The sequence below is a fragment of the Streptomyces sp. NPDC058701 genome (assembly GCF_042715295.1).
In the GTDB taxonomy this organism is placed as follows: Bacteria; Actinomycetota; Actinomycetes; order Streptomycetales; family Streptomycetaceae; genus Streptomyces.
Window position 1 is genome coordinate 21,960 of record NZ_JBHXSY010000019.1, and the last position, 26,563, is coordinate 48,522.

The following is a 26,563-nucleotide window of genomic DNA, read 5'->3' on the forward strand; positions in this document are numbered from 1 at the left end:
GGGCCCGCCACCGGTCTGCGCTAGAAGAGCAGACCCGCGATCGCCACCATCGCCGTCACCAAGAGATTGGAAACGACTGCGGCGGCGATCTCGATCAGGATCTCGCGGATCCGTTCACGACGCGCATACTTGCACTCGACCGAGGTCATGGCCACTCCAAAGCAGTGAGATGGAATGGCAGGGGGACGCCCTACCGGGCATCCACGCTCGCGTCGTGTGTCACCACACGACGGGCACAACCATTCGTCACCCGCTGCTCATTGGGCGAACCAAGAAACCGCAGCCTCGTACCCTCCGGGAAGGTGCGCAGCGTGATCATGCTATCGGGTGAACCGGCCTCGGGGGTGTGGATTTGTCAGAGCGCCGGAGGGATCAGTGAGCGGAGCTTCTCGCGGGTCTCCGGGTCTGTCGAGTAAACGATCGTGCCAATCATGCCGCGGGTCAGAAGCACCTTGTAGGTGTTGCGGATCAAGCGGTCCACGTCGTCGCCCGGAGTGTCCTTGGTGAAGGATGGATCCTTGGAGGCGCTTCGGTCCGTCATCCACCGATCGGTACGCCAGACCAGATCCGGACCCATGATCACGCCTGACCAGTCGTACTCGAAGCCCTGCGCGGTGTAGACGCACCCGATCTGTCCGAACCCGGCCGGATCGGTGGCCCAGAGAGGCGCAGGCGGAGCGCCGAGCAGGGCGCGGTCGCCGAAGAGGTTCCACGGACGGGCCCAGTCGCCGATGACCACGTCGGGGGGCAGGGCGTGCATGCTGGAGTTGATCTTCGTCGTCCACTTCCAGCAGTAGCCCGCGGACATGCGAGCGCCGTAGCCCTGGGTCTTCCGGGCGGTCAGGAAGTCCTCCAGCTCCTGCGGGCCGTCGGCAGTCAGGAGCCGTACCTTGCCGTCCGGCTCCCACGCGGTGGGCGTGTTTCCTTCGAGCCCCAGCAGATCCACCACCCACTGCAGGTAGGCATCACTGCCACCGCACCGGAACTGGCTGTCGAGCTCCACCACCGTGCAGTCCAGACCCAGTTCGGCCGCGGCCTCCTGGATCTGTTCCACGGTTCCCATCTCGCCCGGACGCACCACCTGGTGCTGGTCCAGCAGGAACACCGGAACCCGAGCGGCGTCCATCAGCTCTGCGACCTGCGGTCGGCCGGTCCGCAGCGTCGCCTTGGTGTAGCGGTTGGCGGAGGTCTTGCGGAGCCGGTGCGCCTCGTCGCACACCAACACGTCGAGATCGTTCGGCTCAGCCTCCATGAAGCTGTTGAAGTAGCGGAAGAGCCGTTGGACCTCGGGCTTACGGGCACCGGCGACCTTGCGCATCGTCTTGGTGAAGGACTGCGAGCCGGTGGCGTGCAGGGCCGGCACGCCGCGCCGGTAGAGGTCGCCAAGCAGGGAGAGGGCGATCACGCTCTTGCCGGAACCCGGCCCGCCGGCCACGACGACGACCTGTTTGCTGTTGGACCGACGAGCCTGGCGCACTGCCGACATGACCGTTTCGTAGGCGAGCCGCTGTTCGTCCAGCAGCACGAACTGCTCTCGATCGCGTACTTCTTCGGCGGCCACGGCCATGAGCTGCCGTGACGGCCGGACCTTGCCCTGCAGGAGGGCGTCGGCCGCCTCGGCACCCGGCTTCGCCGCCAGCCTCGAACGGAGGTAGCCGAGGAAGGCACCACGCTGGTCGCCGGTGAACATCCGGCCGCGATCATCCTCCGTGACGGCGCGGAGCCCGGCCACCCCGAAGTCTGTCGCGTTATGCAGGTAGGCGACTCCCGCGACCGACTCCGGGATCTGCTCAAGCGCTCCGTTGAACGAGACCAGATAGTCGCAGTAGCCGCGCACCTGCTCGATCGGGTTGAGGACCGGATCCGGGTAGGCGTCGATGCGGCACAGCAGCGGATCGTCCTCCTCCGGGTGGGCCTCGCTCCACTGCTTCAGCTCGACCACCACGTACGAGGGCTCTCCGGTGCCCGGATGAACACCGGCCAGTACCACGTCCGCGCGCTTGCTGGTCAGGGGCAGTGCGTACTCCAGCATCACCTCGACTTCCCCGAGCCCCGCTTCGACGAGCGAGTTGGTGAGCGCCGGGATGCTCCGCTCCCAGGAGCGCACCTCCGAAGGGTGGGGCCGGTGGCGGTGCTTGTGCAGGAAGTTCTCGCTCAGGAGCTCGGCCAGGCGTCCTTCAAGGTGGGTGCGGGTGGCCAACGACGCCGCGGACTCACGGAACAGCAAGGAAGTGCCCCCAGGCAGCACGAAGTAACTCGTGCGGGTGGGGGCATGTCCTTCGGTTCCACGGAAGTGGAGCGGAAGCCCGTCGGGCCGCTGAGATGGTCTTCGCCATCCTAGAACAGGAAGTGGATCATGCGCCTGAGCTGGTCAGTAGCCTCGTATGCGGGGAGACGGCGACGCTCCTCTGACGCACGCAGTTCCCTTGCATCGACGAAACGGGGGCTCTGATGTGTGGCTTTGCCCGCACCACGTCGAGTGTGTCGCGATCCTTGATCCCATTGGAAGGGGCCTCTGACCTGGCGGTTAGGCCAGTGTGCGTGATAGGCGCGTCCCGGAGCAGATTGTGATCTTGCTGCGGGAGGCGCCCTTTCTGGCACTGGGCGACCGAGTCGGGATCCGTGCTCCAGGTACTCGTTGCCGGCCTTGATGGGCGCGACGGACCACTTCCCTTGCCGCTTGGAGACTCCGACCAGTCCGCGGAAGCCGGGGAAGTTCTCGATCGCTGTGGTGGTCGTCAGCGAACCGCCCGCGAAGACCGCTCCGCCGAAGACGAGCGGCGCGAGGTTCGCGCAGGCGGTGTAGAGGGCGGCGGTGTATCCGGCGGGTCCGGAGCCGATGATGATGACGTTGTGTATGCCGTCACCGGCGGGTGGTGGTCGTGTCGGTACGGGTCAGGCCTGCTTCTTGGCGTCGATTTCGGCGATCAGGCCCTCGATGAGGCCCCTGATCTCGTCGCGGATGGGGCGGACGGCCTCGACGCCCTGCCCCGCCGGGTCTTCCAGCTGCCAGTCGAGGTAGGTCTTGCCGGGGAAGTAGGGGCAGGCGTCGCCGCAGCCCATGGTGATGATGTAGTCGGACGCCTGGGCGGCCTCGGGGGTGAGGACCTTCGGCTTCTGATCGGAGATGTCGATGCCCAGCTCGGCCATGGCGGCGACGGCGGAGGGGTTGATCCGGTCTCCGGGGACGGAGCCGGCGGAGCGGACCTCGACGCGGTCGCCTGCGAGGTGGCGCAGGAACCCGGCCGCCATCTGGGAGCGGCCCGCGTTGTGGATGCAGACGAACAGGACGGAGGCGGCGGGAGCGGAGGACATCTGTTCTTCCTTGGGGTGAGATCTGCTGCGGGGGAGAAGGGCGTGGGCCGGGGACGTTCAGGGGGTTAGCCGGGTGAGGGGCTCGGTGATGCGGGCGTCGATGGCGTCGCGAATGTCGCGGATGTCGCGGGCGACGGCGATCGGTGCACCGTCGGGGTCGGCGACGGGCCGGCCGAGGTGGGGGCGGTCGGGCACGACGGGGCGGGCGTCGCCGAAGCCCGTCGTGATCACGATGTCGGCGGCCTCGACGATGTCTTCGGTCAGCGGCTTGGGAGAGGCGTCCGAGAGGTCGGCGCCCGCCTCGGTGAGGGCCTGGGCGATGTGCGGCTCGACCTCGTCGGCGGGGTGGGTGCCCGCTGGGGAGACGGTGACGTGTTCGCCCGCCCGGTGGGTGGGGAGGGCGGCGGCCGTCTGGGAGCGGCCGGCGTTGTGGCTGCACACGGACAGGACCCTCGTCCGGCCGCTCGTCGGCCCCTGGGTGTGGGCGAGGGCGTCCGGGCGCTCGGCGGTCAGCCGTTCCGCGAGCACGACCGGGTGCGTACGGACCCGGGCGTGCTCGGCGAGGTGTCCACAGGAGTCTGCGAGCAGGCCCAGCACGGTTTCCGGCGCGGAACGGCCGGCGTACCGGGTGGCGAGACGGGCGGCCCCCGCGGCCAGGCGTGCGTCCGGCAGGAGGGGCGAGGAGAAGGGGGTGGACATGGCGATCCCGTTCAAAGGAGCCAATAGGGTCAGGCCGGGCTGGTGTCAGCCCCAACTGATGTGAGAATATCAGCACATGATGACGTCAGTCGACACTGAACTGATCCGAGTCCTGGCAGACCCCCTCAGGCTTCAGATCGTGACCCTGCTCTCCCGCGAGACGCTGTGCACCACGCACCTCGTGGAAGAGACCGGTGCCAAGCAGACCAACCTCTCCAACCACCTCAAGGTGCTCAGAGAGGCCGGGGTCGTGGAGACCGAACCGTGCGGCCGCTTCATCTACTACAGGCTCCGCCCGGAAGTCATCGAGGCCATCGCCGGTCAGTTCGCCGGGCTCGCACAGGCCGCGCGTGCCACGTCCGAAGCGAACACCAAGCGCTCCTGCCCATAGTCCGCTTCGCCCCTCACCTGCCCGAGGAGAACCGTTGTCCGTCACCGAGCCCGTCGCCGCCGCACCCGCAGCGGTCACCGCGATACCCGCCGACGCGCCCCAGCCCGCACCCGGCGCGAGCCCGCCCACCAGTCCGCACGCCAGTCCGCTGGTGGCCCGCGCCGCCGCCGAACTCGTCGGAACGGCCGCACTCGTCGCGGTCGTCGTCGGGTCCGGCATCCAGGCGACGAAGCTCACCCAGGACGTCGCGCTGCAGCTGCTCGCCAACTCCACCGCAACCGTCTTCGGACTCGGTGTTCTCATCGCCCTCCTCGGCCCGGTCTCCGGCGCCCACTTCAACCCGGTCGTCAGCCTCGCCGAGTGGTGGGCCACCCGCCGCACCGGCGGCGGAGTCACCGCCCGCGAGCTGGCCGTGTACGTGCCCGCCCAGATCGTCGGCGCCATCGCCGGTGCGATCCTGGCCGACGCGATGTTCGGCGAGCCCCTGGTGAAGTGGTCCACCCACGACCGCTCCGCCGGCAACCTCCTCCTCGGCGAGGTCGTGGCCACCGCCGGACTGATCCTGCTGATCTTCGGTCTGGCCCGCACGGACCGCCTGCGCTTCGCGCCCGTCGCCGTGGCCTCGTACATCGGCGCCGCGTACTGGTTCACCTCCTCCACCTCCTTCGCCAACCCGGCCGTCACCGTCGGCCGCGCCTTCACGGACACCTTCGCGGGCATCGCCCCGGCGTCGGTCCCGGCGTTCGTCGGTGTGCAGCTCGTGGGCGCCGTGGTGGGCTTGGCCCTGGTCGCGGTCATCTTCATGCGCGGCAAGACCGACACCGGAGCGCCCGCGGCATGACACGTTCCACTGGCGTGGTGGTGATCGGCGGCGGCCAGTCCGGGCTCGCCGCCGGCTACCACCTGCGCCGCTCGGGCATCGAGCACGTCATCCTCGACGCCCAGACGGCACCCGGTGGAGCCTGGCAGCACACCTGGGAGTCGCTGCGGCTGTTCTCGCCGGCCGCCTACTCCTCGCTGCCGGGCCGCTTCATGCCCGCCCAGGACGGCCAGGTGTATCCGGACGCGGCGCACGCGGTCTCGTACCTCGCCGACTACGAGAAGCGGTACGAGCTTCCCGTCCAGCGTGGCGTGCGGGTCTCGGCCGTCCGCCGCGACGGCGGGCACCTGCGCGTGGAGACCGACTCCGGCGACTGGCGGGCCCGTGCGGTCATCAGCGCGACCGGGACCTGGACCCGCCCCTTCCTGCCCGCTGTTCCGGGCCGCCGCGACTTCCGGGGCCGTCAGCTTCACACCGTGCAGTACGTGAGTCCGGCCGAGTTCGTCGGGCGGAGGGTGATCGTGGTGGGCGGCGGCAACTCCGGAGCCCAGATCGCCGCCGACCTCGCCCACGCCGGCACCGACCTGACCTGGGTCACCCAGCGCCCGCCCCGCTACCTGCCCGACGACATCGACGGCCGGGCCCTCTTCGACGCCGCCACCGCCCGCCGCAAGGCGCTGGACGCGGGCAGCACCGACACCGGTGGGGTCGCCCACCTCGGCGACATCGTCGCCGTGCCGCCCGTACGCGCCGCCCGCGACGCCGGACTCCTCCACGCGAAGCCGATGTTCACCCGGCTCACCCCCACCGGCGCCGAGTGGGCCGACGGAACCACCGTCGAGGTCGACGCGGTCATGTGGTGCACCGGTTTCCGACCCGCCCTCGCCCACCTCGCCGCCCTGCGCCTGCGCGGCGCCCGCGGACACATCGCGACCGTCGGCACGCGGGCCGTCGACGAGCCGCGGCTGCACCTGCTCGGCTACGGCGACTGGACCGGCCCGGCGTCCGCCACCCTCATCGGCGTCGGGCGCCCCGCCCGTGACGCCGCCCGCGAGATCGCCGGCCTGCTGGGCTCCTGAACGCACACGGCAGAGGGCAGGAGAGGGATGGCGATCAGCGCGGCGAGCGGGATCGCGTACCACGTGCCGTCACCGGCGACGGCGGCCGTGAGGCCGGTGGGCACGGCCCCGTAGATCAGTTACAGGCCGGGGCCGCAGCGGCCGCACGAATCGCGACCGGTCATCGGAGTATCCGTGGTGATGTATCACCATGTCGTGATCCACAATCCGATCACTGCACTGTCGGACCCTAGCGGGAGATGGATTCCGCCTTCACGCCCAGAATTCGGGCGATGTCCTCCGGGCTGCTGCTCAGACTCACCGATTTCTTGACCTTGGCCCAGACGAGCATCATCTTGCCCTCAGGGAGGGTAATGAGGCAGGGCTCCACGTCCTCGTTGCTGTTGTCCCGACGCACCCTGTCCAGAATCTCGTTGATCTCTGAGGTCGCCTGGGCGAGGGACGCGTCGTGATGACGCGTCATCTTGTCGGCGGTCTGGAGGGGAGTGTCGTGCTGACTGCCGCTCGTAGACTCGAAGCAGACCAAATGATCATCTTCCGCGACCCACTTGTAATTCGTCACCGAGTACACATCCTTCACACTTGGGATTCGGGTGCTTCCGACCTGCGTCTTTCTCCGTGACCATCCCCGGTGGAGCGGTATTCTTGCGGCAGCCTGGCAAGAATCACTCCAACGCCTGGTCGGTCGCAGCCGATCGGGCCGTAGTCACCGCCGGTCACGCCCGACCCGGACCCAATTTTCCGAGAGGGCGTTCCCGGCGTGCAGCACGAGCAGAGCGCCCTGGATCAATCATCCGGCCGACCTCCGGTTCGCCGACATTCCCGTCACCGTCACCCGGAGAGACTTGCCGTGCCAGGGCGGCTGGTCCGAACGGCCCCGCAGGTAACCGAGTGCTGACGCAGGGGGCGACAGAATCACGTCCGGCGTGAGCAGCACACAGATACGCCTGGTACAGCTGCTGACGAAGGTGCAGGAGAGCATGGGTGTTGGCCACCGCCGCCAGTTCGACGAGCAGGTCCCCGATCCGCGGATCGTCGCCGAGGCATACGGCCCGGAGGATCTGGTCGATGAGCTCGCGGACGCTCTGGCCGACAGCGGCAGGGCCGGCCGTGGCCCAACCAAGACCGGCCGGCCCTGCCGCACAGTACAGCCCAGCGCCCACAGCTGCGTCTCGTACGGGTCATCGCCGCGGTGCGGGATCAGCAGCACCGCACGGCCCGCCACCTGCACTTTCACCGGAGCCACCGCGACGGCCTCCGCCTGGACCCGGTCCTGTTCGGCCAGCCGGTGCAGCACCCGCTCGGCAATCACCAGCTCCTCCCGCTCCGCCTAGACCGCTCGAAGCCGCTTGCCCAACTCCTCGGCAAGCGTGTCCAGCTCGCTCCGACGAGCCGTGATCCGATCCAGCTCGGACATCCCTGTTCCCTCCCCGCGATCCGGTGGCCTACAGGCACGGCGACGGATCGTAGGCGGACCCTCGCGCCAGACGCAGCAGAACCCAGAAACCGCCCCGGCCACCCAGTCAGACGATCTTCACCGTGGACACCGGCCGCCGACCAGCGGGAGCACGGAAAGATGCCCGCACACCAGGTCCATGACCTGCAACTTCACGATGCACACCCCTCAGTGCGCCGACCGATACGCCGGCGCCGGGGCGGTACGGCATCGGGGCTGTGGAGTCGAGGGCGTGACCCTCCGGGTGCTCAAGGGTGACGCGCGAGCTTGACCGCGGAGAGGAGCAGGATGGCGGCGAGCGCGGGGATGAGTACCAGGTCGGAGAACACGCCGAGCAGCAGCCCGCCCAGCACTGCCCCGGCGATCGAGCCGGCGGCCATGACCACGGCGAATCGCCGGTTGGTGCCCAGCACGGCGAAGCCGCCGTCGCGGCTGTAGCGGGCGAAGGCCACCAGCATGGTCGGCAGCGATACCAGCAGGGACATGCTTCCCGCTGTCTTGATGTCCAGCCCGAACAGCAGGACGATCGTCGGGATCAGCAGCTCACCGCCGGCCACACCCATGATCGCCGCGACCACCCCGATACCGAAGCCGGCCACCACCCCGAGGGGTACCTGCGCCGCCGGGGGAAGCGCGAGTGACCCCAGGGGGGTGGTGTGCGTGACCACCAGGGCTGCGGCCATGAGGAGATTGGCCGCGACGGGCCAGTGTGCGGCCACCTCGGAGGCAGGGACAGCCGCCATGCGGGCGGGAAGTGCGACCAGGACCACGACCAGGCTCATCGCCTTGTTCAGGATCACCGCGGAGAGAGCCGCGAATCCGAACAGACCGATCAGGAGCGGCAGGCGGAACTCGACTCTCCCAGACCGATCATCCCGCCGAGGACGCCGATCGCCGCTCCGGCACCGAACACCAGGGGCGTCGAGAGCGTCGAGTGGAGCGGGGAGGGGTGAGGGTCGGTGCTCATCGTGGGCATCCTGCCCGGTGGCGGGCCCTGCCCGCCACGGACCTGCCTCACCTTCGGGGAAACGGACCGGGCTCTCCTCCCGGATTCGTCCGGACCTCTGAATACCGTCCCGCACGCTCGATACCGTCCCGCGCGCTCACCGTGCGCGGAGCGCCAGGCCTCCTGCCGTCAGTCGATCTTCGGGCTACGTCGTTCCAGCAGGGCGACGTCGCGCCACACGCCGCGGTGGAGGCCGATGCGCTCGCGGGTGCCGATGACTCGGAAGCCGGCGCGCTGGTGCAGGGCCAGGCTCGCGGCGTTCTCGGGGAAGATCCCGGACTGGATCGTCCAGATGCCCGCCGCCTCGGTCGAGGTGATCAGTGCGTCCAGCAGGGCTCGGGCCACGCCTCGGCCTCGGGCGCCGGGGTGGACGTACACGGAGTGCTCGACCACGCCCGCGTAGGCGCAGCGGTCGGAGACCTTCGACGCGGCCACCCAGCCGAGGACCTGTCCGTCGGGGCCGATCGCGGCGAAGCGGTGCTCGGCGAGCCTGGCAGCGTCGAACGCGGCCCAGCCGGGTGCGGTGGTCTCGAAGGTGGCGTTGCCCTCGTCGACCCCGGCTTGGTAGATCGCCAGGACCTGGTCCGCGTGCGCCCACGTCAGGGGCTCGATGCGGAAGTTCACGCCCCGCCCGCCCGCGTGAGGAGGGCGCCCATGGCGCTGAGGACGGCGGGCTCGACCCGGTAGTACACCCAGGTGCCGCGCCGCTCGGAGGAGAGCAGGCCCGCCTCCTTGAGCTTCTTCAGGTGATGGGAGACCGTCGGCTGCGAGACACCGACGTCAGAGATGTCGCAGACGCACGCCTCCCCGGCCTCGTGGGAGGCGACGGCGGAGAACAACCGCAGGCGCACCGGGTCACCCAGGGCCTTGAACATGACTGCGGTCCGCTCCGCCTCTTCGGCGGTCAGCGGGCGCTCCGTCAGAGGCGGGCAGCACGCCGCCACGGCCTCCGGCTCCAGCAGCGGCAACACCTTCGTGGTCATGCCCCCATCATCCGTGGAAATTCGACAGATGTCTATGTTGACGAAAGTCGATCCGGGAGTCACCCTAGAGGCGTCAGGACATCGACAAGCATCAAATCAATGGGGAGCCTGCCGTGACCACATCCACCGAGACCCTGCCCGTCGTCGTGATCGGCGCCGGCCCGATCGGACTCGCTGCGGCCGCCCGCCTCATCGAGCGGGACATCGAGCCCCTGGTCCTGGAGGCCGGCCCGGCCGCCGCGACCGCCGTGCGCGAGTGGTCCCACGTCCGGCTCTTCTCCACCTGGTCCGAGGTCGTCGACCCCGCCGCCGAGAAACTCCTCGCCCCCACCGGCTGGGTCAAGCCCGACGGCGCCACCTACCCCTCCGGTGGCGACTGGGCCGAGCTCTACCTCCAGCCCCTGGCCGACATCCTCGGTGACCGCGTCCGCTACGACGCCACCGTCACCGGCGTCTCCCGCACCGGCCGCGACCGCATCGTCGACGCCGACCGGGAGACCCAGCCCTTCGTCATCCACCTCACCAACCCCATGGGCCACGAGGAGCGGATCTTCGCCCGCGCCGTCATCGACGCCTCCGGCACCTGGTCCACCCCCAGCCCGGCCGGCGCCAGCGGCCTGCACGCCCTCGGCGAGCGCGCCGCCTCCGACCGGATCTCCTACCGCGTCCCCGACCTGAAGGACCCCGCCGTCCGGACCCGGTACGCGGGCAAGCGCACCGCTGTCATCGGCTCCGGCGCCTCCGCGTTCACCGCCCTGGCCTACCTCGCCGACCTCGCCGAGGCGGAGGACGGTGCCGGCACCCATGCGACCTGGATCCTGCGGCGCGGCATCAGCGGCTCCACCTTCGGCGGCGGCACCGCCGACCAGCTGCCCGCCCGCGGCGCCCTCGGCCTCGCCGCGAAGGCCGCCGTCGACGGCGGCTACGCCGACGCGGTCACCGGCTTCCGCACCGACACCGTCGAGCGCGACGCAGACGGCCGCCCGGTCCTCGTCGCAGAGGACGGCCGCCGCCTGGACCCGGTCGACGAGGTCATCGTCCTCACCGGCTTCCGCCCCGACCTCAGCTTCCTCGACGAGCTCCGCCTCGGCCTTGACGAGCGCCTCCAGGCCCCGGCCGAGCTGGCCCCGCTGATCGACCCGAACCAGCACTCCTGCGGCACCGTCTACCCGCACGGCGCAGCGGAGCTCTCGCACCCGGAGAAGGACGTCTACCTCGCCGGCGTGAAGTCCTACGGCCGCGCCCCGACCTTCCTGGCCATGACCGGCTACGAGCAGGTCCGCTCCATCGCAGCCGCCCTCGCCGGCGACCGGGAAGCCGCCGAGCGCGTCGAGCTCACCCTCCCGGAGACCGGAGTCTGCGGCGGCGCCGGCCTCTTCGACCAGCCCCAGGCGGACGAGGAAACCAGCGGCGGAGGCTGCTGCGCGGCTCCGGCCACCCTCACGATCGGCGCTCCGGCCTCTTCCGGCGGCTGCTGACCTCCGTACAACACCTCCGGGCCGACGCGGCCGCGACCGGGACGGGGGTCCGGTCGCGGCCGCGCGCCGGCCTCACCCGCCGGCGGGACCCCGACCGCATCCGCGCCCTGTCAGGACGCCGCGGGCCTTTCTCCGTGCGGACAGGGCTTTCATCAGACGGGCGGCGCCGGCCGCGTAGGCGATGCCGAAGAGGAGTGAGGCGAGGAACGCCAGGTGGCGGGAGAATCCGTCGATGAGCGGAAAGATCTGCCAGTGGGTCAGGTAGATGTACAGAGAGCTGGTCGCGAGGAGGCCGGCCAGGTGGTTGAGGCGCTCGCGGCTGGGGAGGCGGGGTACCCAGACCAGCAGCGCGAATCCGGCGACGATGATCGCCTCGCGTCCGGGGTCGCCGGGGAAGAAGCCCGGCACGGTGGCCAGGGCCGCGGCGGTGACCAGGAGGCGCTGTCGCACGGTGGCGGCCTTCGCCGCCGCCCAGCCGAGCGCGAACAGCCAGAAGACGGTGATGGCGTCGGGGATGTGCTCGCGGTGCGGCAGGCCGACGAGTTCGTAGCGGGTGAGGAGTCCGAGGCCGGCGAGTGTGAGGGGCAGGGCGTACGGGAAGCGGCGTTCCCACCGGTCCACCGCGGGCAGGCCCAGGAGGCCGACGGCGGCGATCAGGATGTAGACGAGAGCCTCGATGAACCAGAAGTGCATACCGGTCTTGAGGTCGTCGGGGCCGATGACGCTGTCGAGCAGGAACAGATTGGCGAACGTGTAGTCGTCGCCCAGGAGCAGGATCAGGCCGATCCAGGCCATGCTCGGCAGCGCCACGCGGGCGATGCTGGTCCAGCCCCGGCGTACGCGTACGCGCCGTTCGACAGGGGTGAGGTGGAAGCGGGCGAAGTTGTATCCGGCGACCGCGAGCAGGATGTGCGCCCCGCCCTTGATGCCGAACACCTGGATGTGCGAGCCGACAATGCAGAAGATCGCCAGGGCGCGGAGCGCGACGCTCGTCTCCAGGGTCCGCCTGCGGGAGGCGTCCGGCCGCTCGGGCTCCGTGAGATCCCGGATCGGCGTCGTGTGCCAGCCGGGCGGCAGGTGACCGAGGCGCTCTTCGAGCTGGATCGACATCTCGACGTAGGAGAGCGAATCACCGCCCAGGCTGACGAAGGAGCTGTCGTCCGTCACGTCCGAGCGGTCGAGGAGCCGCGCGTAGAGCATGCGCAGGCTTTCGGGGGCGCCGTCCGGCGTGGCCGCGGGGCCGGTGGCGGTGTCAGGCGCCCGACGGGTCAGTTCGCGCACCGCTCGATAGTCGGGCTTGCCCGTGGGCAGGCGCGGGAGGTCGGCGAGGATACGGACGCGGACCGCGCGGGCCGGCAGACCGCAGTCGTGGGCCACGAGCCCGGCTATCCGGCGGGCATCGGAGTCGTGGCCGCCGACGGCCACGACACCGAGGGTCTCGTCGTCGCCGGTACACAGGGCGGTGACGCCGTGACGGGCCAGCGTGGTTTCGACCTGTCCGGGGTCGATGCGCAGGCCGAGGATCTTTGCGAAACGGGTGCGCCGTCCGACGATCTCGTACAGCCCGTCGGGGGTGCCGCGGGCGATGTCGCCGGTGTGGAGTTCGTGGACGGTCCGGCCCAGCGCGAGGTCGTCGGGGGTGCGGGCGTAGCCGAGCATGACGTTGGGGCCGGAGTAGACCAGTTCGCCGGTGTTCTCGTCGGGGCTGTCGGGTAGCGGCTCAAGGCGGAAGGAGCCGCCGGGGATCGCGATTCCCGCCGCCTCGGGGTGGGTTTCGGCGAGGTGCGGCGGCAGGTAGGCCATGCGGGCCGTCGCCTCGGTCTGGCCGTACATCACGAAGAGCTTCCAGCCGGCGGCGCGGCCGAGTGCGGCGTACCGCCGGACCCGGTCGGGCGCCAGGCGGCCGCCCGCCTGGGTGACGTAGCGCAGGTGGGGCAGCTCCATGGCGGCGAAACCGACCCGGTCGAGCAAGTCGAAGGTGTACGGAACCCCGGCGAGGGCCGTCCCCCGGCCGGCTTCGAAGAGCTTCCAGAAACAGGTGTCGGCGACCGACAGGTCGGTCAGGATCAGTCCGGCGCCGCGCAGGAGGTGGCTGTGCACGACGGACAGGCCGTAGCAGTAGTGCAGGGGCAGGGTGGTCGCGGCGCGGTCGGTGTCCCGGATGTCCAGGTACTGCGCGATGGACTCGGCGTTGGTCTGGAGGTTCTCGTGCGACAGCCGGACGAGCTTCGGCGAACCGGTCGAGCCCGAGGTGCTCAGCAGCAGGGCGAGGTCCGGGTGCAGCTCGTGCGCCGAGACTTCGCGGCGCTCGTCGAGCAGCATCTCCCCGCCCTCGGGACGGGCCACGATGTCGGGGTCGTAGGCGTCGATCAGGGACTGGACGGCTTCGGGGTGGTCGCCCGGCACCAGGAGGACGGGGTGCCCGGCAGCGAGGGCGGCGAGGTGGACGACGAGGGCGTCGACGGTGTTGGAACCGACCAGCAGGACCAGACGGCGTTCCCCGCCGAGGCGGCGGGCCGCCTTGTCCACGCGCACGGCCAACTCGGCATAGCTGACCGGACCGTCGGCGGTGATGACGGCGGTCCGCTCGCCGTGGGCGGCGAGGCCGAGGGCGAACGGGACCGACGTGATGCCGGGGAGTTGGTCGGGAAGGACTGTCACGGGCGCATTTTAGGAAAGCCTTACCTCGCCCGATAGTCACAGGAAAGTCACAGATGACTCACGGAAGATCCACAGAAAATTAAACGGTAGGCTCGGCTCCGCCGATGCGTGGGTGCGGGCGAATTGTTGTGTGCGTCACTCTTGACCTTTAGGTTAGCTTTACCTTACTTATGGGCGTTACCGGTTCTCCCCTGCCCCTGTAGGAAGGCTTTCCATGCGACGCCCCTTGGTCCGACGCTTGACCGCGCTCTTCGCGGCGGCACTTCTCCTCCCCGCGGTCGCAGGCTGCGGCGTCGACGAGGACGACGCGGGGCTCGTGATCTACTCGGGCCGCAACGAGAAGCTGGTCAAGCCGCTCCTCGACGAGCTGGAGAAGGCCGTCGGCACCACGGTCGCCGTCCGCTACGGCGAGAGCGCCGAACTCGCCGCCCAGATCCAGGAGGAGGGCGGCAAGACCAAGGCCGGGCTGTTCTTCTCCCAGGACGCCGGCGCTCTCGGGGCCCTGTCGACCAAGGGCCTGCTGGAGAAGCTTCCGGAGGCGTCCCTCGGCAAGGTGGACCCCGGTTTCCGCGGTGCCGCGGGTGACTGGGTGGGCACCTCCGGGCGGGTCCGCGTCCTCGCCTACCACCCCGGACAGGTGTCCAAGGTGCCGGACACCGTCCACGATCTGGTCAAGCCGGAGTGGAAGGGGAAGGTCGGCTACGTCCCGACGAACGCCTCCTTCCAGGCCTTCGTCACCGGCATGCGCGTCCTGGAGGGCGACGACGCCACCCGCACCTGGCTGAAGGGCCTGAAGGCCAACGAGCCGAAGGTGTACGACAACAACCTGAAGGTGCTGGAGGCGGTCGGCAAGGGCGAGGTCTCGCTCGGGCTGGTCAACCACTACTACTGGTACGAGCAGGTCGCCGAGAAGGGCGAGGCCAAGGTCAAGGCGAAGATCCACTTCCTCCCCGGCGGTGACCCGGGCGGTCTCGTGAACACCGCCGGCGTCGCCATCGTGAAGGGAAGCGACCAGGCCCCCGCCGCCCAGAAGGCCGTCGACTTCCTGCTTTCGGAAAAGGCGCAGAAGTACTTCGCCGAGGACACCAAGGAGTACCCGCTCGCCTCGGGCGTGACCAGCACGGTCAAGGGCCTTCCGTCGCTCGCCTCCCTGGACGCCCCGAAGATCGATCTCGGGAAGCTGGAATCCCTTCAGGAGACCCTGAAGATGCTCCAGGAAGCCGGGATGGTCTGACCCCTCATGCCCTCCACGGATCCCGTGACGCCGACGGATCCCGCCACTGCCCACCGCCCGGACGGCGCCACCACGCCGACCGGGCGGTGGCGTGCCGGACGCCGTCCACCCGCCATCCTGCTCGTCCCCGCGGCCGTCGCCGCGGTGTTCGCCCTGCTGCCCCTGGGCTACCTCGCCGTCCGCTCCCTGGAGCGCGGCCCGGCCTTCGCCTGGGACGTCATCGCCGACGAGCGCACCGCCCAACTGCTCGGCCGCAGCCTCGGACTGGCCGCCGTGGTCGTCTCGGCCTGCCTGGTCCTGGGCGTCTCGCTGGCCTGGCTGACCGTACGGACCGACCTGCCCGGCGCCCGGGCCTGGTCGGTGCTGGTGACCCTGCCGCTGGCCGTGCCCAGCTACGTCGCCGCCTTCGCCTGGCTGTCCGCCTTCCCGGAGCTGGCCGGCTTCACCGGGTCGGCCCTCGCGCTGACGCTGGTGAGCTTCCCGTACGTCTACCTGCCCGTCACCGCCGCACTGCGCGGCACCGACCCGGCGCAGGAGGAGGTCGCCCGCTCGCTGGGCCACGGGCCGCTGAAGACCTTCCTGCGGGTGACGCTGCCGCAGCTGCGGCCCGCGGCCGCCGGTGGGGCGGTACTCGTCGCGCTGTACGTCTTCTCGGACTTCGGTGCCGTATCGCTGATGCGGTACGACACCTTCACCCGCGGCATCTACACCTCCTACCGGGCCAGCTTCGACCGCACACCCGCCGCCGCCCTCAGCATCGTCCTCGTGGTGCTGACGATCGCCCTGGTCGCCGCCGAGGCGCGGACCCGCGGCCGGGCCGGCCACGCCAGAACGGGCGGCGGCACCGCGCGCCCCGCCGTTCCCGCGGCGCTGGGCGGCTGGCGGGTGCCCGCGCTGGCCTGGTGCGCGGCCGTCACCGGCGTCGCCGTCCTCACCCCGCTGGCGACCCTCGGATACTGGCTGGCCGTCGGCAACTCCGCGACCTGGGACCCGGCCACGCTCCTCGACACCGCCGCCACCACCCTCGGCGTCGCCGCCGCGGGAGCCGCGCTCACCACCCTGCTCGCCCTGCCGGTCGGCGTGATCGCCGCGCGGTACCGCGGCCGGACGGCCCAGCTCCTGGAGCAGTCGGCCTACGCCGGCCACGCCCTGCCGGGCATCACCGTGGCCCTGTCCCTGGTCTTCTTCGCGGTCCGCTACGCCGAACCGGTCTACCAGGAACTCCCGCTGCTGGTCTGTGCGTACGCCGTCCTCTTCCTGCCCGTCGCCGTCGCCGGCACCCGCGCGGCCGTCCTCCAGTCCCCGCCCGTCCTGGAGGACGTCGCCCGCTCCCTGGGCCGCTCCCCGCTGCGCGTGCTGCGCGAGGTGACCGTCCCGCTGGCCGCCCCCGGGGTCGCGGCCGGAGCCGCTCTCACCTTCGTCGTGTGCATGAAGGAACTGCCCGCCACCCTCCTGCTGCGCCCCACCGGCATGGACACCCTGGCCACCCGCCTGTGGACGGAAACCGGCACCGGATCCTTCGCCGCCGCGGCGCCGTACGCCGCCGCCCTGATCCTGCTGGCCGCCATCCCGTCCTACCTCCTCGGAAGGCACCGCACATGACCGACCTGCAGATCACCGGACTGGCCAAGGCCTACGGCCCCGCTGCGGCGCCGGTCCTCGACGGCCTCGACCTCACCGTCCCCCGCGGCGCACTGACCGCTGTCCTCGGCCCCTCGGGCTGCGGCAAGACCACGCTGCTGCGCATCATCGCGGGTTTCCTGCGCGCCGACGCGGGCACCGTCACCCTCGACGGGCGCACGCTGTCCGGCCCTGGAGTCCACCTTCCGCCCGAACGCCGCCGCATCGGCATCGTGCCCCAGGAGGGAGCGCTCTTCCCGCACCTCGGCGTGGCCCGCAACGTCTCCTTCGGCCTGACCGGCCTGGACCGGGCCGCCCGCCGACGCCGCACGGAGGAGATGCTCGAACTCGTCGGTCTGGCCGGCTACGGCGACCGCATGCCGCACGAGCTGTCCGGCGGTCAGCAGCAGCGCATCGCCCTGGCCCGGGCGCTGGCACCGGCACCCGCCCTGGTCCTGCTCGACGAGCCGTTCAACGCTCTGGACGCCGCACTGCGCACCGGCGTGCGGGCCGACGTACGCGCGGCCCTGCGCGCCACCGGAGCCACCGCCCTGCTCGTCACCCACGACCAGCAGGAGGCCCTTTCCACCGCTGACCTCGTCGCCGTCGTCCGGGACGGCCGCGTGGCCCAGTGCGACACGCCGCACGCGGTGTACAGCCGTCCCGCCGACCCCTGGGTCGCCGCCTTCGTCGGTGACGCGGTACTCGTCACCGGCACCGCGGACCAGGACGTGGCGGCCACGGCGCTCGGCCGCATCCCCCTGACGGACCCGCCCGGCCGTCTCCGCGAGGGCGTGGTGCTGCTCCGGCCCGAGCAGCTCCGACTGACCGAGCCGGGCGCGGCCGAAGCCAGCGGCACGGTGACCGACGTGCGCTTCTACGGCCACGACGCCATGGTCACCGTCGTCGTGGACGGCATGGGCGAGCCCATCGACGTCCGCGTTCCCAGCCCGGCCGCCGCCCGCCCCGGCGAGCGCACGGGCATCGAGGTGATGGGGGAGGCGACCCTGCACCCCGCCGCCGTGTGAGGCCGGAGGCGCAACCGGACCCGCGGGGCGGCGGACACGGCGGCCATCGGGGCCGGAATGCGGGCGGGCGCTCTCCCCGGTGCCGCCATCGGCGAGGCGGGCAGGACGTCTACGGGGAAACTGCCGGTCGGGCGGACGGCCGAGAGCCACACCGGCTGCCGGGGCCCCGCGTGCGCTGTCGGCGTCAGACGGGGAGACCTGTGGGTTCCTTGATGCGTTTCATGATGATCTGGGAGTTGACCTCGGTGACCCCGGAGAGGGCCGTCAGCTGCTCGATCCACAGGCGTTCGTACGCGCGCAGGTCCGCCACCGCGATGCGCAGCAGGCAGCCGGGGCTCCCGAAGAGGCGGTACGCCTCGATCACGTCCGGGAGGTCCTGGAGGGCCGCCTCGAAGGCCTCGACCGCCTCGCGGTCGCGGCGTACCTCCACCGAGACGAGCACCTCGAACCCGCGGCCCACCGCCTCGGGGGAGATCACCGCGCGGTAGCCCTGGATCACGCCGTCCTGTTCGAGCTGGCGCACGCGGCGCATGCAGGGGGAGGGGGTCAGGCCCACCCGCTGGGCGAGCTCCTGGTTACTGAGGCGTCCGTCGGCCTGGAGCTCGCGCAAGATATCTCGATCAATGGCGTCCATTGCGCAATTATCGCGCATCGAATGTGACAGGAGGGGTGAAAGAAGCAATCGCCTTGCGCGTAGATCTCTCTATCATTGCTGGTTGCAGTACACCTGTACGAGCCATGCACGCGTGAGGGAAGGACGGCCACGGCCATGGGACGGATCGTCGTCATCAGCACCGGCGGGACGATAGCCAGCCGCTGGCAGGGTTCCGGCTTCGCCGCGGACGCCGACGGGAGCGAGGTCGTCGCCACCGCGCCGCTCCCCGAGGGCGTCACCGTCGAGCTCGTGGACCTGTTCAGCGTGAACAGCCCCCGGCTCACCACCGCCCATCAGCTCACCCTGCTGCGCACCGTGCACGAGGTGCTCGCCGACCCCGGGGTCGACGGGATCGTCGTCACGCACGGCACCGACACCCTGGAGGAGTCGGCGTTCCTCGTCGACCTCCACCACCACGACGAGCGGTCCGTGGTGTTCACCGGCTCGCAGCGCCCCATGGGCACCGCCGAAGGGGACGGCCCCGGGAACCTGTACGACGCGCTCCTGACCGCCGCGACCGCGCGGGGGCTCGGCGTGCTGATCGCCTTCGCGGGCCGGCTGCACGCCGCCCGGGGCACGGTGAAGACGCAGACCGTCGCCCTGGACGCGTTCGCCGACCCCTCGGCGGAGCTGTTCGGGAAGGTCGGCTTCGGGAAGGTCACCACGCTGCGCCCGCCGCAGCGGTCCGTCCCGCTGCCGCTGCCCGCGATGCCGGAGGTGCCGCCGCGGGTCGACATGGTCATGCACCACGCGGATGGCGATCCGGTGCTGCTGAACGCGGCCGTCGACGCCGGGGCGCAGGGCATCGTCCTGCTCGGGACCGGCGCGGGCAACGCGACGCCGGAGATCGTCCACGCGGTGAAGGCCGCCATCGGGCGCGGGGTGCTGGTCGCACTGACCACGCGGGTCGCGGCCGGGCCGGTCACCGAGATCTACACGCACGGCGGGGCCGTGGACCTGGTCGCCGCGGGCGCCGTGCCGACCGGGACGCTGCGGGCGGGGCAGGCACGGATCGCGGTGCTGGCCGCGCTGCTGGGCAGTCAGGATCCCGTGGAGCGGACCGGGTTGCTGCGGCAGGCGCTGGGCTCCGCCGGGTCGGTGCTGGTCGGGGCGTAGCCCTTGCCCTCGCCGGGCCTGGGGCGGGCCTTCGGGGCTTCGCCCCGGACCCCGCGCCTCGAACGCCGGCGGGGCTGGATTCGGCCCCGCGCATGTCTCTGAGGTGGGCGGGGCTGGGTGTGGCCTCCCCCTTGTGCGATGCCGCGGCGCCGTTGCGCGGGGCTCCGCCCCGGACCCCGCGCCTCAAACGCCGGCGGGGCTGCATGTGCGCCCCGTCAGGGGCCCGTGAAGGCCGCGAGGATGCGGTCCGCCGCCGAGGTGGCCGTGAGCGTGCCCTCGCGGACCGACGCCTCCAGGGCCGGCGCCAGTTCCCGTACGGACGGGTCCGCGCGCAGCCGCGCCAGCAGTTCGTCGCGGACCATCGACCAGGTCCACTCCACCTGCTGGGCCGCCCGCTTCGCCGCCAGCCGGCCCCCCGCCTCCAGCAGCGTGCGGTGCTGTTCGAGGCGGTTCCACACCTCGTCCAGGCCCGCCGACTCCCGGGCGCTGCACGTCAGGACCGGCGGGGTCCACGCGGCGTCCGCCGGGTGCATGAGGCGCAGCGCGCCCGCCAGTTCGCGGGCGGCGGACTTCGCCTCGCGTTCGTGCGGGCCGTCCGCCTTGTTGACCGCGAGGACGTCGGCGAGCTCCAGGACGCCCTTCTTGATGCCCTGGAGCTGGTCCCCCGTACGGGCCAGGGACAGGAGGAGGAAGGAGTCCACCATGCCCGCGACCGTGGTCTCCGACTGCCCCACGCCGACCGTCTCGACGAGGACCACGTCGTAGCCCGCCGCCTCCATCACGATCATCGACTCGCGGGTGGCCCTGGCGACCCCGCCCAGCGTTCCCGCCGACGGTGAGGGCCGGACGAAGGCGGCCGGGTCCACGGCCAGGCGTTCCATCCGGGTCTTGTCGCCGAGGATGGAGCCGCCCGTACGGGTGGAGGAGGGGTCCACGGCCAGGACCGCCACCCGGTGGCCCAGCGCCGTGAGCATCGTGCCGAACGCGTCGATGAAGGTGGACTTGCCCACCCCCGGCACCCCGCTGATGCCGATCCGGCGGGCGCGCCCCGCGTGCGGCAGCAGCTCCGTCAGGAGCGTCTGGGCCAGCGCCCGGTGGGCGGGCAGGGTGGACTCGACGAGCGTGATGGCGCGCGCGACGAACGCGCGCCTCCCGTCGAGGACCCCCTTCGCGTAGGCCTCGATGTCGATCTTCGGCATCGACGCCCGCCTACAGCTCGTGTCCGAGGTCCGCGGCGAGCCGCGTCACCAGGTCGTGGGCCGCGTCCGGGATGACCGTGCCGGGCGGGAAGACCGCCGTCGCGCCCATCTCCAGGAGGGTGGGCACGTCCGCGGGCGGGATGACCCCACCGACGACGATCATGATGTCCTCGCGGCCCTCCTCCGCCAGCTGCTCGCGCAGCGCCGGTACGAGGGTCAGGTGGCCGGCCGCCAGCGACGAGACGCCCACCACGTGGACGTCCGCCTCGACGGCCTGGCGGGCCACCTCCGCCGGGGTCTGGAACAGCGGGCCGACGTCCACGTCGAAGCCCAGGTCGGCGAAGGCCGTGGCGATCACCTTCTGGCCGCGGTCGTGGCCGTCCTGGCCCATCTTGGCGACCAGGATGCGCGGACGCCGTCCCTCCGCCTCCTCGAACCGGTCGACGAGCGCACGGGTGCGCTCCACGGACGGGGACTCGCCTGCTTCCATGCGGTACACACCCGAGATCGTACGGATCTGGCCGGCGTGGCGCCCGTAGACCTTCTCCAGGGCGTCGGAGATCTCGCCCACGGTCGCCTTGGCGCGCGCCGCGTCCACCGCGAGGGCCAGCAGGTTGCCCTCGCCGCTGCCCGCCGCGTTCGTCAGCGCCCGCAGGGTGTCCTGGGTGACGGCCTCGTCGCGCTCCTCGCGCAGCCGCCGCAGCTTGGCGATCTGCTGGGAGCGCACGGAGGAGTTGTCGACCTTGAGGACGTCGATCTGCTCGTCGGTCTCGACCCGGTACTTGTTGACGCCGATCACCGGCTGCCGCCCGGAGTCGATCCGCGCCTGCGTACGGGCCGCGGCCTCCTCCACGCGCAGCTTCGGGATGCCCGCGTCGATGGCCTGCGCCATGCCGCCGGCCGCCTCGACCTCCTCGATGTGCTGCCAGGCCCGCCGCGCCAGGTCGTACGTCAGCTTCTCGACGTACGCGCTGCCGCCCCACGGGTCGATGGACCGGCAGGTCCCCGACTCCTGCTGGAGCAGCAGCTGCGTGTTGCGGGCGATGCGCGCCGAGAAGTCCGTCGGCAGGGCGAGCGCCTCGTCGAGGGCGTTGGTGTGCAGCGACTGGGTGTGCCCCTGGGTCGCGGCCATCGCCTCGATGCAGGTGCGCGTCACGTTGTTGAAGACGTCCTGCGCGGTCAGCGACCAGCCCGAGGTCTGGGAATGGGTGCGCAGCGACAGCGACTTGGCGTTCTTCGGGTCGAACTGCTTGACCAGGCGCGCCCACAGCAGGCGGGCGGCGCGCAGCTTCGCGACCTCCATGAAGAAGTTCATGCCGATCGCCCAGAAGAACGACAGGCGCGGCGCGAACGCGTCCACGTCCAGCCCGACGGCCTGCCCCGCCCGCAGGTACTCCACGCCGTCGGCGAGGGTGTACGCCAGCTCCAGGTCGGCCGTGGCCCCGGCCTCCTGGATGTGGTAGCCCGAGATGGAGATCGAGTTGTACCGCGGCATCTTCTGCGAGGTGAACGCGAAGATGTCGGAGATGATCCGCATCGAGGGCTTGGGCGGGTAGATGTAGGTGTTGCGGACCATGAACTCCTTGAGGATGTCGTTCTGGATGGTCCCGGCGAGCTTGTCGGGGGAGACGCCCTGCTCCTCCGCCGCCACGATGTACAGCGCGAGGACGGGCAGCACCGCGCCGTTCATCGTCATCGACACCGACATCTTGTCCAGCGGGATCCCGTCGAACAGCTGCCGCATGTCGTAGATCGAGTCGATCGCCACGCCCGCCATGCCGACGTCGCCGGTCACGCGCGGGTGGTCGCTGTCGTAGCCGCGGTGCGTCGGCAGGTCGAAGGCGACGGACAGGCCCTTCTGGCCGGAGGCCAGGTTGCGCCGGTAGAAGGCGTTCGACTCCTCGGCCGTGGAAAAGCCGGCGTACTGCCGGATCGTCCAGGGCTGGTTCACGTACATCGTCGGGTACGGGCCGCGCAGGTACGGGGCCACGCCCGGGTAGGTCCGCAGGAAGTCCAGGCCCTCCAGGTCGCGCCCGGTGTACAGCGGCTGTACGCCGATGCCCTCGGGCGTCTCCCACAGCAGGTCGCCGGGGGCGGTACCGGTGCCTTCCTTCACGGAGGCGCGCCACTGGTCCTCGGAGCCGGCGGCGGGGCCGGCGCCGTCCAGCGCCAGCTCGGAGAAATCGGGGATGCCGCTCACGACGTGACTCCCATCCGGTCGAGTACGGAGGACAGCACGGCGACCGCGTCGCAGCCGGCGAAGACGTACGCGTCCACCGCTTCCGCGGCGGTACCGGGCTTTCCGGCGAGGAACACCGTCGTGGCGCCCGCCTCGCGCAGGGCGGCGGCCACCGCCTCGGCCTGCTCCTCGTACAGTACGTCGCTGGAGCAGATCACGGCGGTGCCGTCCGCGCCGCTCGCCGCGTAGGCCGCCGCGGCCGTTGCGGGCGTCACCGACACGGGGTCGTGCACCGGTTCGATGCCGCCCGCCTGGAACAGGTTCGAGGCGAAGGTGGCGCGCGCGGTGTGCGCGGCGGCCGGGCCGAGCGCGGCGAGGAAGATCCGCGGCCGGGCGCCGGTCGCGGCCAGGTGGGCGTCGCTGCGGGCGCGCAGCGCCTCGTACGCCTCGTCGCGGCGGACCCGGGGCAGGCCGCCGGCGGGCCCCGGGGGCGCGGGCTCGCGCACGACCGGCTTCTCCGACAGCAGCGGGAACTCGCTGACGCCGGTGATCGGCTCGCGGCGCTTGGCCAGCTTCTCGGACCGCTCGGCCCAGGTGGCGGCGATCCGGTCGGCGACCAGGCCGGAGCGCAGGGCGGCGGCCTGGCCGCCGGCCTTCTCCACGGTCTGGAAGAACTCCCAGGCGGCGTGCGCCAGTTCGTCGGTGAGGCGCTCGACGTAGTAGGAGCCGCCGGCCGGGTCGATCACGCGGGCCAGGTGCGACTCCTCCAGCAGGATGGTGGAGGTGTTGCGGGCGATGCGGCGCGCGAACGCGTCCGGCAGGCCCAGCTCGTGGTCGAAGGGGAGCACGGTGACCGCGTCCGCGCCGCCGACGCCCGCCGCCATGCAGGCGACGGTGGTGCGCAGCATGTTCACCCAGGGGTCGCGGCGGGTCATCATCACCGGCGAGGTCACGGCGTGCTGGCGCTGGGCGCCCGCCTCCGCGGCCCCGCAGGCCTCGGCGACCCGGGCCCAGAGGCGGCGGGCGGCACGCAGCTTGGCGATGGTGAGGAACTGGTCCGCGGTGGCGGCGTAGCGGAACTCCAGCTGGCCGAGGGCCGCTTCGGTGTCCAGCCCGCCGTCGGTGAGGGCGCGCAGGTAGGCGACCCCGGTGGCCAGGGACAGGCCCAGCTCCTCGCCCGCCGAGCAGCCGGCCTCGTGGTACGGCAGCGCGTCCACGGTCAGGGCGCGCACGTCGGGGTAGCCGGCGGCCTCCCGGGCCAGCTCGACGGCGTCGGCGAGGCCGAGCTCCTCACCCGTACGGGCCTCGTGGCCCAGCGGGTCGGCGCCCAGGCTCGCGCGGGCGGCCGCGGGGGCCACCTCGCGCGCCGCGTACAGGTCCAGCAGCGCGCGGGCGGCCCGGGCGTAGTCGGCGCCGGCGTCGAGGGTGACGGGCGCGAGGTCGAGGTAGACGCCTTCCAAGGCGCGGGGGAGCGCCTCGGCGGGCAGGCCGCCGTCACCCAGGGCGAGCCAGAGGGAGGTGACCCCGTTCTCCAGGTCGGCGAGGACCGCCTCGTTCACCCGTACGGGGTCGGTGCCCAGGTGTCGCTGGCGCACGTCCCAGCCGTTCGCGGCGTTCCCCTCGGCCCTGCCTCCCCGTACGAAGGGGGCGAAGCCGGGGAAGCCGGTGTCGGGAGCCGTTTCGGGCGCGGTGTACAGCGGGCGGGTGGTGAGCCCGTCCTGGAGCGTGGTGGACAACGCGTCTTCCGCTGCCTCGCCGGAAACTTCCTTGCCCGACTTGCGCAGCACGCCCTCTACCAGGCGCTGCCACTGCTCATGCGTCGCGTCAGGGAATTCGGCGGCCAAGGAGAGCCCGTCATCAGGCAGGACCGTCATGGCTCGAATGCTAGGGGGGCGCCCAGGGAACAACCAGGACCACCCGATGTGATCTCCCCCTCTCATGTGAGGTGGGAGGGGTCACGAAAGAGCGGGCCGAGCAGGACGGTCGCCGCCGCCCCCGGGAGCACGGCGGGACCGGCGTGCGGCGGGACGATCCGCCCGGGGTCTCCCGGCGCGCGGGCGAGGGCCGCGGCCGCGTCGCGGATCTCGTCGAGGTAGCCGTCGTGCAGCACGCTCGACAGCTCGGTCACCACCATGACGGCCGGGTTGAACACGTCGAGGAGCAGGGCGGCGGCCCGGCCGACGTCGCGGGCGCGCTCGCGCAGCAGCCGGTCGGCGCGCGGGTCGCCGGTGGCGGCCGCGTCCACGAGCATCGGGACGGACGGGTCGGGGACGATCCCGCGGCGCACGGCCTCGGCGCCGAGCGCCGTGTCGGAGGCGGTCGCCTGGAGACAGCCCGTACGGCCGCACGCGCAGGGCGCGTCCGAACCGGGCACCGGGAGGTGCGCGACGTCGCCCGCGGCCGCGCCCGGACCCTGGTGCACGGTGCCCTCGATGCCGAAGGCGGCGTCGACGACGTTGCCGATGAAGAGGTGGACGAGGCTGCGGCGGGCCTCCGGGCGGCCGAAGAGGATCTCGGCGTGGGCGACGGCGCGGGCGTGGTTGTCGACGGACACGGGCAGGCCCAGGGCCCGCGACAGCTCGGCGCCGAGCGGCCGGTCCCGCCAGCCCAGCGCCTCGTGGCGTACGACGACCCCGGCGCCGGGTCCGCCGGGTCCGCCGGGTCCGCCCGGTCCGCCCGGGCGGACCCAGCCGCCGAGGGCCGCGCCGACCCCGAGGAGCGGCCGGCCGGTGTCGGACTCGCGCAGGAACCGGCCCAGCCGGTCGGCGATCTCCCGGCCGAGTCCGGGGGAGCGGGGGTCCGGGTGGGGGAAGGACCGCCGGGCCAGCAGGCGGCCGCGGAGGTCGACGAGGCTGAAGAGGGACTGGGGCACCCCGATGTGCAGCCCGGCGGCGACCGGCCCGCCGACGGCCCCGGTGTGCAGGTCGAGCGGGATCCGCGGCCGTCCCGCGCCGTCGGCGGGGCCGGGCAACTCCCGCAGCAGCCCGGCGCGGAGCAGCCCGGCGGTCTGCCGGGACACGGCGGCGGGGCTGAGCCCGGACAGCCCGGTGATCCCGCTCCGCGCGACCGGCCCGTGGTCCAGGACCGTCCGCAGCACGGTGGCGGCGTTGGCGGCGGCCCGGCTGTCACCTGCCATACGGGTCACGGGGTCTCCTCGGGGGCGCGGGCGTCCCCCTGATCATGCCGGAGCCCCTGAAGACGCCCCGCCGCTGCCGCTGCCGCCGCGGCCGGGGCCCGCGCTGTGCCGAGGCCGGGCGTCGGGGCCCGCGCCGTGCGCACGCGCCCCGCCCCGGCCCGCGCCGTGCGCACGCGGTCCGCCCCGGCCCGCGCCGTGCGCACGCGGTCCGGTCCGCGCCGTGCCTGCCCGCCCCGCTCGGCCCGCGCCGTGCCTGCCCGCCTCGGTCCGTGCCGTGCCTGCCCGCCCCGGCCCGCGCCGTGGGATGCGGTCCGGTCCGCGCCGTGCCCGCACGCCCCGCCCGTGCCGTGGGCACGCGGTCCGGTTCCTGCCGTGCCTGCCCGCCCCGGTCCGTGCCGTGGGATGCGGTCCGGTCCGCGCCGTGCCTGCCCGCCCCGTCCGTGCCGTGGGCACGCGGTCCGGTCCGCGCCGTGCCCGCACGCCCCGCCCGCGCCGTGGGATGCGGTCC

The 26,563-nt window shown here is 72.0% G+C and carries 24 protein-coding genes and 1 pseudogene; 8 read left to right on the forward strand and 17 right to left on the reverse strand.

Features of this window, described 5'->3' with window-relative positions; genetic code table 11:
* Positions 1-20: 20 nt before the first annotated feature.
* The 5 genes and pseudogenes from ACFWW8_RS21205 to ACFWW8_RS21225 all read right to left on the reverse strand — a co-directional run bounded on the left by ACFWW8_RS21205 (position 21) and on the right by ACFWW8_RS21225 (position 4,014).
* Positions 21-149, reverse strand: a complete 129-nt coding sequence (locus ACFWW8_RS21205; RefSeq protein WP_386530486.1) for a DUF6408 family protein — start codon at positions 147-149, stop codon at positions 21-23.
* 206 nt (positions 150-355) lie between these two features.
* Complete coding sequence (locus ACFWW8_RS21210) at positions 356-2,227, reverse strand: DNA/RNA helicase domain-containing protein (RefSeq protein WP_386530487.1); 1,872 nt, start codon at positions 2,225-2,227, stop codon at positions 356-358.
* Positions 2,228-2,688: 461 nt separating this feature from the next.
* A pseudogene (locus ACFWW8_RS21215) lies at positions 2,689-2,859 on the reverse strand (thioredoxin-disulfide reductase); the annotation flags it as partial.
* A gap of 36 nt (positions 2,860-2,895) precedes the next feature.
* Positions 2,896-3,315 (reverse strand): arsenate reductase ArsC, encoded by a 420-nt coding sequence (locus ACFWW8_RS21220; RefSeq protein WP_386530488.1) that lies wholly within the window; start codon positions 3,313-3,315, stop codon positions 2,896-2,898.
* A 57-nt stretch (positions 3,316-3,372) separates the two neighbouring features.
* Positions 3,373-4,014 (reverse strand): low molecular weight phosphatase family protein, encoded by a 642-nt coding sequence (locus ACFWW8_RS21225; RefSeq protein WP_386530489.1) that lies wholly within the window; start codon positions 4,012-4,014, stop codon positions 3,373-3,375.
* A gap of 76 nt (positions 4,015-4,090) precedes the next feature.
* On the opposite strand from ACFWW8_RS21225, the gene ACFWW8_RS21230 reads away from it, so the two are divergent.
* The 3 genes from ACFWW8_RS21230 to ACFWW8_RS21240 are packed head-to-tail and all read left to right on the forward strand — an operon-like array spanning position 4,091 to position 6,304.
* On the forward strand, positions 4,091-4,405 hold the full coding sequence (locus ACFWW8_RS21230) for an ArsR/SmtB family transcription factor (protein WP_386530490.1): 315 nt from the start codon (positions 4,091-4,093) through the stop codon (positions 4,403-4,405).
* Between the two features lie 34 nt (positions 4,406-4,439).
* Positions 4,440-5,246, forward strand: a complete 807-nt coding sequence (locus ACFWW8_RS21235) for an aquaporin (protein WP_386530491.1) — start codon at positions 4,440-4,442, stop codon at positions 5,244-5,246.
* On the forward strand, positions 5,243-6,304 hold the full coding sequence (locus ACFWW8_RS21240; protein ID WP_386530492.1) for an ArsO family NAD(P)H-dependent flavin-containing monooxygenase: 1,062 nt from the start codon (positions 5,243-5,245) through the stop codon (positions 6,302-6,304). Before ACFWW8_RS21235 ends, ACFWW8_RS21240 begins: the two co-directional genes overlap by 4 nt.
* Before the next feature lie 229 nt (positions 6,305-6,533).
* Here the strand turns inward: ACFWW8_RS21240 and ACFWW8_RS21245 are convergent, their stop codons facing one another.
* From ACFWW8_RS21245 to ACFWW8_RS21270, 6 genes are all read right to left on the reverse strand, one after another.
* Positions 6,534-6,866: a hypothetical protein gene (locus ACFWW8_RS21245; protein ID WP_386530493.1), complete on the reverse strand. Its 333-nt coding sequence runs from the start codon at positions 6,864-6,866 to the stop codon at positions 6,534-6,536.
* Between the two features lie 228 nt (positions 6,867-7,094).
* Positions 7,095-7,616: a hypothetical protein gene (locus ACFWW8_RS21250; protein ID WP_386530494.1), complete on the reverse strand. Its 522-nt coding sequence runs from the start codon at positions 7,614-7,616 to the stop codon at positions 7,095-7,097.
* 392 nt (positions 7,617-8,008) lie between these two features.
* Complete coding sequence (locus ACFWW8_RS21255) at positions 8,009-8,560, reverse strand: TSUP family transporter (RefSeq protein WP_386530495.1); 552 nt, start codon at positions 8,558-8,560, stop codon at positions 8,009-8,011.
* Between the two features lie 32 nt (positions 8,561-8,592).
* Positions 8,593-8,727 carry a hypothetical protein gene (locus ACFWW8_RS21260; protein ID WP_386530496.1) on the reverse strand — a complete coding sequence of 45 codons (135 nt, stop codon included), beginning with the start codon at positions 8,725-8,727 and terminating at the stop codon, positions 8,593-8,595.
* A 168-nt stretch (positions 8,728-8,895) separates the two neighbouring features.
* Positions 8,896-9,390 carry a GNAT family N-acetyltransferase gene (locus ACFWW8_RS21265; RefSeq protein WP_386530497.1) on the reverse strand — a complete coding sequence of 165 codons (495 nt, stop codon included), beginning with the start codon at positions 9,388-9,390 and terminating at the stop codon, positions 8,896-8,898.
* The gene (locus ACFWW8_RS21270; protein WP_386530498.1) at positions 9,387-9,749 is read right to left on the reverse strand and encodes an ArsR/SmtB family transcription factor; all 363 of its coding nucleotides are present in this window, start codon (positions 9,747-9,749) and stop codon (positions 9,387-9,389) included. The genes ACFWW8_RS21265 and ACFWW8_RS21270 overlap by 4 nt, the downstream gene beginning before the upstream one ends.
* 113 nt (positions 9,750-9,862) lie before the next feature.
* On the opposite strand from ACFWW8_RS21270, the gene ACFWW8_RS21275 reads away from it, so the two are divergent.
* Entirely contained in the window at positions 9,863-11,227 is a 1,365-nt protein-coding gene (locus ACFWW8_RS21275; protein WP_386530499.1) for an NAD(P)-binding domain-containing protein, read from the forward strand.
* A 72-nt stretch (positions 11,228-11,299) separates the two neighbouring features.
* Here the strand turns inward: ACFWW8_RS21275 and ACFWW8_RS21280 are convergent, their stop codons facing one another.
* Positions 11,300-13,888, reverse strand: a complete 2,589-nt coding sequence (locus ACFWW8_RS21280) for an AMP-binding protein (protein ID WP_386530500.1) — start codon at positions 13,886-13,888, stop codon at positions 11,300-11,302.
* Between the two features lie 214 nt (positions 13,889-14,102).
* Here ACFWW8_RS21280 and ACFWW8_RS21285 point away from each other — a divergent pair, with 214 nt between their 5' ends.
* Genes ACFWW8_RS21285 through ACFWW8_RS21295 form a run of 3 tightly spaced genes read left to right on the forward strand, consistent with a single transcriptional unit; the run spans position 14,103 to position 17,770 of the window.
* Positions 14,103-15,122, forward strand: coding sequence for an iron ABC transporter substrate-binding protein (locus ACFWW8_RS21285; protein WP_386530501.1), 1,020 nt, complete (start codon positions 14,103-14,105; stop codon positions 15,120-15,122).
* Between the two features lie 6 nt (positions 15,123-15,128).
* The gene (locus tag ACFWW8_RS21290) at positions 15,129-16,724 is read left to right on the forward strand and encodes an ABC transporter permease (protein ID WP_386530502.1); all 1,596 of its coding nucleotides are present in this window, start codon (positions 15,129-15,131) and stop codon (positions 16,722-16,724) included.
* Positions 16,721-17,770 carry an ABC transporter ATP-binding protein gene (locus ACFWW8_RS21295; RefSeq protein WP_386530503.1) on the forward strand — a complete coding sequence of 350 codons (1,050 nt, stop codon included), beginning with the start codon at positions 16,721-16,723 and terminating at the stop codon, positions 17,768-17,770. The genes ACFWW8_RS21290 and ACFWW8_RS21295 overlap by 4 nt, the downstream gene beginning before the upstream one ends.
* Positions 17,771-17,954: 184 nt before the next feature.
* On the opposite strand, the gene ACFWW8_RS21300 is transcribed toward ACFWW8_RS21295, so the two are convergent.
* Positions 17,955-18,404, reverse strand: a complete 450-nt coding sequence (locus ACFWW8_RS21300; protein ID WP_386530504.1) for an Lrp/AsnC family transcriptional regulator — start codon at positions 18,402-18,404, stop codon at positions 17,955-17,957.
* 135 nt (positions 18,405-18,539) lie between these two features.
* On the opposite strand from ACFWW8_RS21300, the gene ACFWW8_RS21305 reads away from it, so the two are divergent.
* Positions 18,540-19,541: an asparaginase gene (locus ACFWW8_RS21305; RefSeq protein WP_386530505.1), complete on the forward strand. Its 1,002-nt coding sequence runs from the start codon at positions 18,540-18,542 to the stop codon at positions 19,539-19,541.
* A gap of 215 nt (positions 19,542-19,756) precedes the next feature.
* On the opposite strand, the gene meaB is transcribed toward ACFWW8_RS21305, so the two are convergent.
* The 4 genes from meaB to ACFWW8_RS21325 all read right to left on the reverse strand — a co-directional run bounded on the left by meaB (position 19,757) and on the right by ACFWW8_RS21325 (position 26,055).
* Positions 19,757-20,740, reverse strand: coding sequence for a methylmalonyl Co-A mutase-associated GTPase MeaB (gene meaB, locus ACFWW8_RS21310; RefSeq protein WP_386530506.1), 984 nt, complete (start codon positions 20,738-20,740; stop codon positions 19,757-19,759).
* 10 nt (positions 20,741-20,750) lie between these two features.
* The gene (gene scpA / locus ACFWW8_RS21315; RefSeq protein WP_386530507.1) at positions 20,751-22,940 is read right to left on the reverse strand and encodes a methylmalonyl-CoA mutase; all 2,190 of its coding nucleotides are present in this window, start codon (positions 22,938-22,940) and stop codon (positions 20,751-20,753) included.
* Positions 22,937-24,793 carry a methylmalonyl-CoA mutase family protein gene (locus ACFWW8_RS21320; RefSeq protein WP_386530508.1) on the reverse strand — a complete coding sequence of 619 codons (1,857 nt, stop codon included), beginning with the start codon at positions 24,791-24,793 and terminating at the stop codon, positions 22,937-22,939. The genes scpA and ACFWW8_RS21320 overlap by 4 nt, the downstream gene beginning before the upstream one ends.
* A 62-nt stretch (positions 24,794-24,855) precedes the next feature.
* A complete protein-coding gene (locus ACFWW8_RS21325) occupies positions 24,856-26,055 on the reverse strand; it encodes an ROK family protein (protein WP_386530577.1) in 1,200 nt (399 codons plus the stop codon).
* Positions 26,056-26,563 lie beyond the last annotated feature (508 nt).